General features: G+C 34.3%; 12 protein-coding genes. 5 read left to right on the forward strand and 7 right to left on the reverse strand.

The features are described 5' to 3' along the window. Positions 1-371 (forward strand): SPOR domain-containing protein (locus OO775_RS00825; RefSeq protein WP_264845104.1); only part of this gene is annotated, 371 nt, incomplete at its 5' end. Positions 372-442: 71 nt separating this feature from the next. On the opposite strand, the gene pncA is transcribed toward OO775_RS00825, so the two are convergent. Together pncA and OO775_RS00835 are read right to left on the reverse strand one after the other, a co-directional pair. Further along, positions 443-1,045: a bifunctional nicotinamidase/pyrazinamidase gene (gene pncA, locus OO775_RS00830; RefSeq protein ID WP_264845105.1), complete on the reverse strand. Its 603-nt coding sequence runs from the start codon at positions 1,043-1,045 to the stop codon at positions 443-445. A 129-nt stretch (positions 1,046-1,174) separates the two neighbouring features. Beyond that, entirely contained in the window at positions 1,175-1,714 is a 540-nt protein-coding gene (locus tag OO775_RS00835; protein WP_264845106.1) for a superoxide dismutase family protein, read from the reverse strand. Positions 1,715-1,889: 175 nt separating this feature from the next. On the opposite strand from OO775_RS00835, the gene OO775_RS00840 reads away from it, so the two are divergent. Further along, complete coding sequence (locus OO775_RS00840; RefSeq protein WP_264845107.1) at positions 1,890-2,093, forward strand: twin-arginine translocase TatA/TatE family subunit; 204 nt, start codon at positions 1,890-1,892, stop codon at positions 2,091-2,093. 75 nt (positions 2,094-2,168) lie between these two features. Here the strand turns inward: OO775_RS00840 and OO775_RS00845 are convergent, their stop codons facing one another. Further along, positions 2,169-2,897: a polyprenol monophosphomannose synthase gene (locus OO775_RS00845; RefSeq protein WP_264845108.1), complete on the reverse strand. Its 729-nt coding sequence runs from the start codon at positions 2,895-2,897 to the stop codon at positions 2,169-2,171. Positions 2,898-3,097: 200 nt separating this feature from the next. Here OO775_RS00845 and OO775_RS00850 point away from each other — a divergent pair, with 200 nt between their 5' ends. From OO775_RS00850 to OO775_RS00860, 3 genes are all read left to right on the forward strand, one after another. Then, complete coding sequence (locus OO775_RS00850) at positions 3,098-4,015, forward strand: hypothetical protein (protein ID WP_264845109.1); 918 nt, start codon at positions 3,098-3,100, stop codon at positions 4,013-4,015. A 474-nt stretch (positions 4,016-4,489) separates the two neighbouring features. Beyond that, positions 4,490-5,383, forward strand: coding sequence for a sulfate adenylyltransferase subunit CysD (cysD, locus tag OO775_RS00855; protein ID WP_264845110.1), 894 nt, complete (start codon positions 4,490-4,492; stop codon positions 5,381-5,383). Between the two features lie 611 nt (positions 5,384-5,994). Continuing rightward, positions 5,995-6,879 carry a hypothetical protein gene (locus OO775_RS00860; RefSeq protein ID WP_264845111.1) on the forward strand — a complete coding sequence of 295 codons (885 nt, stop codon included), beginning with the start codon at positions 5,995-5,997 and terminating at the stop codon, positions 6,877-6,879. A gap of 56 nt (positions 6,880-6,935) precedes the next feature. On the opposite strand, the gene OO775_RS00865 is transcribed toward OO775_RS00860, so the two are convergent. From OO775_RS00865 to pgmB, 4 genes are all read right to left on the reverse strand, one after another. Then, a complete protein-coding gene (locus tag OO775_RS00865) occupies positions 6,936-7,541 on the reverse strand; it encodes a peroxiredoxin-like family protein (RefSeq protein WP_264845112.1) in 606 nt (201 codons plus the stop codon). Positions 7,542-7,942: 401 nt separating this feature from the next. Next, positions 7,943-10,249 (reverse strand): maltose phosphorylase MdxK, encoded by a 2,307-nt coding sequence (mdxK, locus tag OO775_RS00870; RefSeq protein ID WP_264845113.1) that lies wholly within the window; start codon positions 10,247-10,249, stop codon positions 7,943-7,945. 83 nt (positions 10,250-10,332) lie between these two features. Then, complete coding sequence (locus tag OO775_RS00875) at positions 10,333-11,766, reverse strand: arylsulfatase (protein ID WP_264845114.1); 1,434 nt, start codon at positions 11,764-11,766, stop codon at positions 10,333-10,335. 204 nt (positions 11,767-11,970) lie between these two features. Then, positions 11,971-12,606, reverse strand: a complete 636-nt coding sequence (gene pgmB, locus OO775_RS00880; protein WP_264845115.1) for a beta-phosphoglucomutase — start codon at positions 12,604-12,606, stop codon at positions 11,971-11,973. Positions 12,607-12,633: the final 27 nt, after the last annotated feature.

Raw genomic sequence — 12,633 nt, forward strand, 5'->3', positions numbered from 1 at the left:
TTATCAGAAAAAAACAAGCACAGGAAAAGGCTCTAGAAAAACAGCAAACAACAACGCAAGTTACACAACAACCTCAAGTTGTTGAAACGCGTAAAGAATCTACAACTTCCACTACTCAGACAGTACAATCGGTCAAAAACACTTCGGGATATCACCTAATAGCAGGCGCTTTTAGTACCGAACAAAATGCTAATACACGAGTTAAACAATTGCAAGATAGTGGTTATGCCAATGCTTCAATAGTAGGAAAAAATGCACGCGGATTGTTCTTGGTGGCTTACAAAAGTTTTAATACTCAATCCGATGCTAATGCTTATAAACAAGAACTTAATAGCAAAGGCGTTGAAACTTGGGTGTATGTTAGTAAATAAAAATTAAAGTTGTAATATTAAAAGCTGTCTTTTCATAAAGAAAGACAGCTTTTTAATATTATAAAAAAGAATTATAATGTTGTTATTAACTCAAAATCGTCATTTTTTAGTAATTCTTTTTTTTGTTTTTCAAAATTTTTTACAGAAATAGCTCGGGTAGCTTTTTCATACAATTTTACTTTGAAACCCGCTTCGAGAGCATCTTTTATAGAATAATAAACACAATAGTCAGCTGCCAATCCTGTGAAGTGTAATTCGGTGATTTTTAACTCTTTAAGATAACCTGTAAGTCCAGTTGATTTTAAATGATTATTGTCATAAAATCCACTATAACTATCTATTTGAGAGTCCGTTCCTTTGCGGAAAATGGCAGTAATTTTGCTTGTTTTCAGCCCTTTATGAAAATTAGCACCTTCGCTTCCGGCAATACAGTGTGTAGGCCAGAGCGTTTGTAATTTTTCGTTAAGTTCTATTGTATCAAAAGGTTTTTTGTCAATATGATTTGAAGCAAAACTTAGATGATTCTCAGGGTGCCAATCTTGTGTTGCAATAACGTAATTATATTTGTCCATAAGCGTATTGACAATGGGAACAATTTGGTCTCCTTGCTCAACGGCAAGTGCTCCATTAGGCATAAAATCTTGTTGGATATCAATTAAAATAAGAGCTTTCATAGTTTTCGTGTCAATTATTATTTATGAAAAAAATATTTTGAAAAGAAAAAACCTTTACCAATTCTTTTTATTCTTTCAGGTTGAAAAGTATAAATTTCATTTTAGAATTGGTAAAGGTAAGTGAAGATATTATTTGATTAACTCAATAATTCCACCACAACTAATGCGTCCCCCAGCATTTCCGGTAGGTTGTGAAACAAAGTCATCTTCTGCTACGTGAATAATAACTGAATGCCCAATCAGATTACTGGCTGTGTCATCACAACCTAAACACCATTGGTCTGTTTTGAAAGTCATAGAAGCGTGCCCATTGGCATCTGCAATAAGATTTCCTATATCTCCTTTGTGATATCCTTCAGGAGATCCCCATTTTCCGTGAGGTTGGTGTGTTGGATTCCAATGCCCACCAGCAGAAGAACCATCAGCAGAAGAACAATCTGCATTTTCGTGAATGTGAATAGCGTGTATTCCTGGGGTAAGACCCTTTGCTTCGAGAACCATTGTAACTATTCCGTTTTCTTGTGTGAAAGTTACCATTCCTGAAACGTTCGAATTACTTTTTGCTTGAAGTGTAACAATAGCTTTTCTGCTATCTTTTGCAGAAGAGTTATTTGTGTTTTTACAAGCAATTAAACCAAAAATAGTTAAGAATAAGACAATTTTTTTCATTGTATGATTTTTTAATTAAAAATATTTTCCAAAGATATAATTATTTTTTTGAAAAATAAATCCTTCAAAAATAATTTAACTTTTTATTATGAAACTTAATACTAAAAAGATATGTTATTTTCTGATGATAGATAAAAAATAACTCGTATATTTGCACCCATAAAAATAATAATTTATGATAACAAATAGTATTTTTTTAGGAATTGTAGGCCCTTGGCAAATAGCAGTTATTGTAATTTTGATATTGTTATTGTTTGGAGGAAAAAAAATTCCTGAACTAATGAGAGGGCTTGGTAGTGGAATAAAAGAATTCAAAGACGCGACACGAAGCGAAGAAAAAGACGAAAAAAAATCAGATAAAGAGCTTGATAATAAGTAATTTTCGTTTTTTTAACTATCTTCAAGATGTATTTTTGGGATAGTTTTTTTATTGTTTTGTGTCTATTAGAGAAAATTATTCTTTATTAAAAAGGTGTCGTAATCGCATAGTAAAAACGCCCCAAACGGCTTCTTTTATAATGCTTCCATTCATTTTTGATTTTCCTTGTAGTCGGTCAGTGAAGATGATAGAAATTTCAGTTATTTTGAATTTTCGTATGAAGGCTTTGTACTTCATTTCAACTTGAAAAGCATAACCGACAAATCGTATTTTGTCAAAATCAATAGCTTCCAGAACTTTTCTTCGATAACATATAAAACCAGCTGTTGGGTCTTTTAGTGTCATTCCAGTTATTATCCGTACATAGAATGAAGCTCCATACGAAAGTAATATCCGATAGAAAGGCCAATTGATAACGTTAACCCCTTTGATATATCGAGAGCCGATAGCAACATCACTATCATTTTTGGAACATTCATAATAAAGACGTGGTAAATCTTTAGGATTGTGAGAAAAATCGGCATCCATTTCAAAAATATACTGATAATCCCGTTCTAACGCCCAGCGAAATCCGTGTATATAGGCTGTTCCTAATCCCATTTTACTTTTACGTATTTCTAAAAAAATACGATTAGGATATTCTTTTTGTAACAAACGAACTTGCTCTATTGTACCATCGGGAGAATTGTCATCAACCACTAGAATATCGAATATGACATCTAATGCCAATATAGCTTCGATAATGGTACGAATATTCTCTTTTTCGTCATAAGTAGGGATAATTACCAATTTTTTATCAGACATACTTTTTTATATGAAAGTTAGGGGCAAAGATAATGAAATATTTGGAGTAAAAAACATTAAAAAAGTTTTTGTATTGTATAGATAAATATAAATTGGAGATAAATTTCTATTCGTAATAAATGTATCTTTGCCAGATGTAAATTGGTTTTTATTGTGAAAAGAATTACGTTTATTGGTTTAGATTTTAATGTTTTTTGTATATGAAAAAAAAGATTTTTGAGTTGGGATTGTTTTTATCCCCATTGATGGTGTTTGCTCAGTCAAAATATGGCATAGAATTACCCGCAGGAGGGAGGGTATATGAAGGGATTGAACATCTAATACCAGTAGATGTTTATATTACAAAAGAACAAGGTGTTTTTGATGATGCAGGAAGGCAGTTTGTTTATTTTGATGATATTTCTAATTATTACTTGAATAAACAAAAAGCACCGCACGATATCCTATTACCGCGAATTTTTGCAGATAAAAACACTCGTTTTAGTTTTATTCAAAAAGTTACTAAGCAATTTGCTTCGGTTTGGGGAATGAAAGTAGATTATATGACGCAGTTATCCAAAGGAGAAAAGGGAAGTCTATGTCTCATTATAAGTACTTCGTATGTAAAAGATAGGGACGAAATTTCTACTCTTGAACAGGATATAGCTGATGAAAAGTTTAATGAAGAAATTAACAAAAAAGGTTTTTCTTCCTCTCATATGGAAGGACAAGATGTGACTGAGGATGCTGACGAAGAGCTTGACTTTTCTTTTTCTCCTCCTCCTCCGATGCCTTGGTATTTACAACTTCGTTTAGGGATGTATTCTCAAAATGTAGAAGAAGTGAAAAAAATATTAGAAGAGAATAAATATGCTGTTGTGTATTTTCTTCCAAACAAGCAAATAGAATTTCAAAATCAGATAATTAATGATAATAAATTAACTAATTTGCTGAAAGAGAATCAAGTGCTATTTTTACGTTTCAATAGAGAAATTCTATATGGAGATTATATTCATAGTATAGAACGAGTTCATAATATCGTTAATAAATTACAAGAGAATAGAAAACTTGCTGCTTATCCGATAGAAGTTTTTTCCGATTTAGAGGATTTTCTGCAAGAAAATAACATTCAACTTTAAAGATTGCATAAAAAGTATTAACCTATGCAAAAACACATTCTTTTGGTAAGCATTCTTGCTTTGAGCAGTTGCCAATTCTTTCAGTAGAAAGGACAAACCGATGAAATCTCAAAAAACCGAGATGGTGCATTTTTCTATTTCGAGCATTGGGCAATCAATATGAAAACGAAAGAACCTTATGTGTTTTGGAGCAAGGACAATGCGATGTACGCTATCATCGTGCTTATCGGGATGTATTGGGATATGGATAGCGTTTCGCTCAAGAACTATCCATAGTTAAGGCTGAAGATTAAGGCATAAATCTTGATAATTAACCTTTTTGGGCATATTTTTTATCTTTTTGGATTGATGAATCAAAAAACTTTGTATCTTTGAAACGTGTTTTTTGATAAGCAAAAAATAAAAAACAATTTTAAGCAAAACATCAGAAATAACAGATATAATTAAAGTTAAGAAAATAATAACACAATAGATATGGATTATTTAGATCAATTGGAGGCGGAAGCTATACATATATTCCGTGAAGTGGGCGGGCAGTTTGAAAAACCTGCACTTTTGTTCAGTGGAGGCAAAGATTCTATCATTTTGGTGCATCTGGCACTCAAGGCGTTTCGCCCCTGCAAGTTTCCTTTTCCGCTCGTGCATATCGACACGGGGCATAACTTCCAAGAAGCGTTGGACTTCCGCGATAATCTGGTAAGTAAGCTGGGCGAAAGGCTCATCGTGCGTAAGGTAGAGGACACCATTAAGGCCAAAGGCTTGACCGAGCCTAAGGGGAAGTTCGCCAGTCGCAATGCCTTGCAATCCTTCACCTTGCTGGACACCATCGCCGAGTTTGAGTTCGATGCCTGTATCGGAGGAGCCAGAAGAGACGAGGAAAAAGCTCGTGCCAAGGAGCGAATTTTCTCCGTTCGTGATGATTTCGGAGGTTGGGACCCGAAGTTACAACGCCCCGAGCTGTGGCATACGTACAACGGCAAGATTCACAAAGGGGAGAACATGCGTATATTCCCTATCAGTAACTGGACAGAGCTAGACGTGTGGAATTATATTCGCAGGGAGAACATCGAGCTTCCAAGTGTGTACTTTTCGCACGAAAGGGAGGTTATCGACCATAACGGGCAGCTTATTGCCGTGTCGCCTTACATTCAGGTAGATGCAAACGATGTGATTCTAAAGAAAAAGATACGCTATCGAACCGTAGGGGATATGACTTGTACCGCCGCCGTGGAGTCTGAAGCCTATCACATCGACGATATTATCAACGAGATAACCACTACCCGTACCAGCGAACGCGGAGAAACACGTATCGACGATAAAATATCCGAAGCCGCAATGGAAGACAGAAAAAAGAACGGATATTTTTAGTTTTTTACAAATTAAAAATACTTTGTCTATTTTAGTATAAGTGTGAGAATGAATAAAAAGAAAACAACAAATTCTAAACAAAATGAAACAATTTGTAATTTAAATAACCAATAATATCTTACATTATATTATTAGTTATGCTTTTGGGATACTATCCTTAGGTAGTGTTTGGATATAAATATCTACTTTCTGTTGGTGTTACAATCTTGTTACTATTTCTCATTTATGAAAGTAATACTCGACAAATACTGAAAAAGGAATTTTACAACAAAAACTAGAAACGATAAAAAAAACCTAATAATTATTCCTTATTTATGTATCTCCGTAATCACTAATAAAAAAATCTATTTGCCAAAAAATAGAATTCAAAAATAAAAAATACCATTGAAAATAAGATAATTATATTTTATGTTTTTGGTAAATTACCACAATGAAAATTATTTATTACACTAACCGGATATACAATTAATTTTTTTATCTTAGTGAAGCAAAAAAAAACGGTTTATGTTATTTTTTTCTTAAATCTTTTTTTTTTAAAATAAAAATTTATAGATTTGCCCTCGAATATATTCACATAATTTAATTTATTAACATTTTATATTTTTTTAATTATGAATTTAAAGTTAAATGTATTTACTATTAGTATTTTAGCAATGGTTACAAGTTGTCAAAAGAGTGAAATGACACCTGACAAAATGCCTAAATTACAAATGAAAGAAAAAGTTGTTCAAGTAAAAAAGGATGACAAATTAGGAAAAATTTTAACTGATGCTTCTGGACGTACTCTGTATGTTTTCACTCTAGATGCTGATGGAAAAAATCATTGTAGCGGAGATTGCGAGAAAATTTGGCCTATTTTTTTCGCCGACAATATAACATCTAAAACCATTGGAATGGGATTAGATGTAAAAGATTTTGGAAGTATTCAATTGACTTCTGGTAAAAAACAAACTACTTATAAAGGGCATCCTCTATATTATTTTGCTCCTGATGGTATGAAAATTGAAAAACCAGGCGAGACTAAAGGAGAAGGAGCTAGAGATGTTTGGTTTGTCGCAAAACCTGATTACACTATATTACTATCCAATACTCAATTGATTGGAGCCGATGGGAAAGGATATATCATTGATAAAGATAGAAAGTATAAAGAGGACAAAGGTATCACTCAATATTTTACAGATGCCTATGGTCTAACATTATATACTTTTGTGCAAGATAAAAAAAATATGAATAGTTTCACAAAATCTGATTTTAGTAATAATGCTATTTGGCCTATTTATGAACAAAAAGATATTATTGTTCCTTCAACTTTGGATAAGAGTTTATTTGGTACTATTGATGTTTATGGTAAAAAACAACTTACTTATAAAGGCTGGCCATTATATTACTTTGGACAAGATGGTAAAAAACAAGGAGCTACTAAGGGTATTTCTGTTCCCCAAGTAGGAGTTTGGCCTGTTGTAATAAAAGATATAAATCAAGCTCCTGAAAAATAGTTTTGCCTATTACAAAAATATTAAAAACGCCTAATTATAGGCGTTTTTTTGTTAATTTAATTACTCAATTTTTTTAATTCTTGTACTACTACTTTAGCATCAGCACGTTGTTTATAGTCAGGATTTACATATGCGTAACGTATAATTCCATTTTTATCAATTATGTAAGTAGCAGGAATAGGTAATTCAGACGAATTGGTACCATTATGCAAAGATAATTGCAAATCTTCTTCATATCTTTTGGTAGTTTTACTATCAAGAGTAAAAACCACTCCATAACTACGTGCTACATTGTTATTAACATCAGTAAGTACCTCAAATTGTAGTTTATTTTTTTCTTTTGTAGTAAGACTATAATCAGGAAATTCAGGTGTTAAAGCCACCAAAGTAGCTCCTTGTTTCTTTATTTGTGGTAATTCATCTTGTAATTTTTGTAAAGCAACATTACAATATGGACACCACCCACCTCGATACCAAGTAAGCACTACAGCACCTTTTTCTAATAAATTGTATAAACGTATAGACTCACCTTTGGCATTTTTTAAAGTAAAATCCTTTGCTTTTTCGCCTTGTTTTAGTGCTTTTGATGCATCTTGTGCTTGTAAGTTAGTAGCTACGAATAATGTTAAAGCTACTCCAATAGTTGTTAAAATGTTTTTCATTATTATTTTCTTTAAGAAGATTATTGTTCAAAATTATATCATAGATTATATAAAATTATAGCATTGTTAAGCAAAGATATATTTAGTGAAATTATTAAAATATATATTACTTATTTTCAAATAATTGAGCATCTAAAATTTCAAAAAAGTATATCAAATATATACTAAATTAACAATACCAAAATTATTATTCTAATACTATTATACAGAAAATATTTAATATTTCCCCAAACTATTTATTTTTTTATGCAAATCTTTTGTATTTGTATAGATTTATTTATATTTATGCTATTCTTTTTTATAGTAAAAATATCATATAAATATTATATTTTATTATAATGAGATTTATTGCAAAAGTCTATACAGGTCCTTCATAAGGGCAAATTACAATCCGTCCTGACTTAAATAGTTACTTTTGTTTCTTTGCCGGCTTCGACTACCACGTCTTTTCCGTTTATGTTTACTTTTAGCGATGTGTCGCGCAATGAAAGCACTATTTCGGTTTGAGAAACCAACACTTTGAGTATCTGCCCACGGAAATTGATTTTAAACGAGAAGGTACGCCACTGTTTGGGTAGGCGAGGGGTGAAGTGTAACGTGTCATCTTTCACTCGTAATCCGCCAAATCCTTCAACAATACTCATCCACGTTCCTGCCATTGAGGTAATGTGTAATCCTTCGTGAACTTCTTTGTTATAATCGTCCAAATCGAGGCGAGAAGTACGCAAATAGAACGTATAAGCCTGTTCCATTCGTCCTAATGAAGCCGCCAGAATGCTGTGTACGCAAGGCGATAATGACGATTCGTGAACCGTATAAGGCTCATAGAAGTCAAAGTGTTTCTCCAATTCTTCCGCAGTGAAATGATCTTCAAAGAAATAGAATCCTTGCAGTGTATCGGCTTGTTTGATGTATGGCGAACGCAAAATTCTGTCCCAAGACCAATGCTGATTGATAGGACGTTCTTTTTTGTCCAATTCCGCTACGGCTTTCAACTCTTTATCTAAAAATCCGTCTTGTTGCAGATAAATCCCTAAGGCTTCCGAATAGGGATAATACATATTTTCGGCAACTGCCAACCATTGTTCTATTTCGTTTTCGGAAAGATTTGTTTTCTTCCAAACTCGCTCAAAATCATTGCCGTGGGTAGCTTTCACTTTGTCCAAACATTCTTTGGCATATTTGATACACCATTGGGCAATGTAATTGGTATAGAAGTTATTATTGACGTTATTTTCATATTCGTTAGGCCCTGTTACGCCGAGAATGACGTATTTGTTTTTCTCTTTGGAGAACGTAGCTCGTTGCTGCCAGAAACGTGCAATTCCGATAAGCACCTCCAAGCCCATTTCAGGGATATATGAGAAATCGCCCGTGTAACGCTCGTAATTGAAGATGGCAAAGGCAATCGCTCCATTACGATGGATTTCCTCAAACGTTATTTCCCATTCGTTATGGCATTCCTCCCCGTTCATTGTTACCATCGGGTAGAGGGCTGCACCGTTTTTGAAGCCTAATTTTTCGGCATTTTCGATGGCTTTGCCCAGCTGATTGTATCTGTATTTTAACAGATTACGAGCTACTTCGGCATTTTTGGTTGCCATATAGAACGGAAGGCAATATGCTTCGGTATCCCAGTACGTACTTCCTCCATATTTTTCGCCCGTAAAGCCCTTAGGCCCAATATTCAGACGCGGGTCTTTGCCCGAATAGGTCTGATTGAGTTGGAAGATGTTAAATCGAATCGCTTGTTGTGCTTTTACGTCCCCTTCGATGGTGATGTCTGCCATTTCCCAAACCGATGCCCAATCTTCCTGCTGTTTTTTAAGCAATTGGTCAAACCCTAAATCAACAACTTTGGCAAGTACTTGTTCCGTTTCGGCAATTAGTTTTTCTTTCGGGTGATTGAACGAAGTTACGTATCCCGCATATTTTTCAAAACGTGCCGTTTGGTTTTTTCCTACGGAAGATTCATATACGAAACCGATGTAGTTGTCTTTTTGGTTTACCTTTTGGATGCCGGAAATCGTACCATTTACGTCCAATCGGTTTTCCATAAAGGTACACACACGGAAGGCTGTTTTTTTGGTTTCCGCTACGATAAAACCTTGTTTTTGATTGTGTTTCACTTCGAGCGTATTCCAAAATTTCTCTTCCCAGTTCGTGTCGTGGTTTTCGATAGAGCTATCCAGATACGACTCAAACGTAATAGTAGCTTTTTCACTAAGAGGAGTAACCTCATAACGAATTACGCCCACTTCATCGTATTGCAATGACAAAAATCGAGTGGCTTTCACTTGCACTTCAACGCCATTTGGCAAAGTTGCTACGAACGAACGTGTATAAACGCCCTCTTTCATATTCAGCACACGTTTGAAATCTCGCACCGCACGGCACGTATTCAAGTCCAGAGCCTCTCCGTTGATGGTTACGTTGATACCAATCCAGCTCGGGGCGTTCAAAACTTTGGCAAAATACTCCGGATAGCCGTTCTTCCACCAGCCTACTTTGGTTTTGTCGGGATAATACACTCCCCCGATGTAACTTCCTTGGAACGTTTTTCCGCTGTACTGCTCCTCAAAGGTCGTTCGCTGTCCCATAGCTCCGTTACCCAAGCTGAATAAACTTTCTGACTGCATTACGCGGTCTTTCTCAAATCCCTCCTCGATGATGCACCAATTATCTGGTACGATATAATCTTGATTCATATTTTTTTTAATTTTTATGTATTGAAATTTATATAATCTTAATTTTATATTTGTGATATGTTCAAATTTATATTTATAAAAGTTTATTTTTCCCATTCAAAAGGGAATAAATCAGATTTTGTATGAGCTTTACCCATTATTTTGGTTATTTTTTTTACGATTTTTGAATGCTTTTCAGCAATATTAGTTGTTTCAGAAGGATCTTTGTTCAAATCGTACAGTTCGATTGGAGCATTTTTATCTTTACTAGCATTTAATCGCACGCCTTTCCAGTGTTTGTATCGTACGGCTTGTTTTCCACCCATCTCGTGAAATTCCCAATAAAGGTATTTGTGTTTTTTTTGTTTTTTACCTAATAATGTTCGAAGAAAAGAGACCTGATGTTTGGTAGGTTTGTGTTTAACATGAGTAATTTCGGCAAAAGTTGGGAATAAATCCCAAAAAGCTCCAACATGATGACTAATACTTCCTGCTTTTATTTTTCCTTTCCAATATACAATAAAAGGAGTTCGGATACCTCCTTCATATACGTCTCTTTTAAAACCTCTTAATCCTGCCGATGAATTAAAAAATTCGGGATCAGCTCCTCCTTCAAGATGAGCTCCATTATCACTTGCAAATATGATAATGGTATTATCTTCAAAACCTTTTGCTTTTAAAGTGGCACGGATATCACCTAAATAAACATCTAATCGAGTAACCATTGCAGCGTAAGTAGCATGAGTGTAAGGTTGCGACATATATCCGCTAAAATTTGGAAAACCTGCTGTGATTTGATCATAATCACGACCCTTGTAAGGTTTATCAGAAAGATATCTATACGATTCAAAAATACTATCTTTTGGAACAGCTAATTCGGCATGAGGTAATGTATAAGTTAGATAAGCAAAGAAAGGTACATTATTGGTTTGATTATTGATATAAGTCAGCGCTTGTTGATGTATTAAATCATTGGCATATATGTTTTGATGTTTGTAGTATCCATTTTCTAAAATCTCTACTTTTTGGTTATTTTGCCACAGAAAGGCTGGATATTGCCGATGTGCCCTAAATTGTGAATTGTATCCAAAAAAAGTATCAAACCCATGTAGTAAAGGATTTCCTTCAGAATCAACTGTACCAAGCCCCCATTTTCCAAAAATTCCAGTATTATATCCTGCTGATTTGAAAATTTTTCCAATGGAAGGTGACGAGGCAAGTATAGGAGCTTGTCCGTCAATAGGTTCAGACACTTCTTTATTTCCTCGAATATGAGTCTCTCCTGTTATTTGACCTGTAATAATACAAGCACGCGAAGGAGCGCACACAGGAGCGCCTGTATAAAACTGAGTAAACTTCAATCCCTCGTTAGCAAGTTTGCTCAAATTAGGTGTTTTAATGATTTGTTGCCCATAAGGCTCTATATCACCAGCTCCCAAATCATCTACCAAAATGAAAATAATATTCGGTGTTTGTTGTTTTTGAGCTAAAACATTTCCTGTTAGTAGGACTAAAAATAAACTTATAAAAAATCTCATAAAAATCTTTGATTTATAAAATATATTTGTTATAAAAGTTGATACAAGGTAAATAAAAATATTTTTTGAATATATTATCAGAATAATATATATTAAAATTCTAAAATAACTAATATTATTGCCTCGAAGAGAGCAAACATAATATCCGTTTGATGTGATATTTTATTTTTATGTATAATGATGTAATTTCGTTTGTTGGATAAATCACAATGTTCCTTTTTGGATAACTTGCTCAAAATCAGCAAACACTTCATCGGCTTGGTGTAACACATCTGCACTTCCAATGCCTATGGCTTTCATTCCCGCAGTTTTAGCTGCTTGAACTCCTGCTTCCGAATCTTCAAAAACAACGCATTCCTCATTTTTGACTCCTATTTTCTGTGCCGCAATGATGAACACCTCTGGGTCAGGTTTGGCTTTGGTAACGTCATTTCCGTCAACAATGGCATCAAAAAGCGAAATAATGCCTGTTTTTTCCAAAATCAATCGTGCATTTTTACTCGCCGAACCCAATGCGATTTTCTTGCCTTCGCTTCTGAGCTTTTGCAAAAAGGTTTTTACCCCTGGCAATATATCGTTTTCGTTCATCTGAGCTACGTAACTCAAATAATCTTCGTTTTTGCGAGTTGCCAGTTCGTTAAACTTTTCGTCAGAAACGGAAACCCCCGCCCAATGGAGTATTTTTTGGAGCGAATCAACACGACTTACGCCTTTGAGCTGTTCGTTAAGTTCGTGCGTTAGGCTGAAACCAAATTCTTCTCCTATTTTTTTCCACGCCACAAAGTGGAATTTTGCTGTATCGACGATAACGCCGTCCAAATCAAATATATATCCTTTCATTTTTAATTTATTTTTTTCCTCTCCCAA

Origin of the sequence: Capnocytophaga catalasegens, assembly GCF_026005215.1 — a bacterium.
In the GTDB taxonomy this organism is placed as follows: domain Bacteria; phylum Bacteroidota; class Bacteroidia; order Flavobacteriales; family Flavobacteriaceae; genus Capnocytophaga; species Capnocytophaga catalasegens.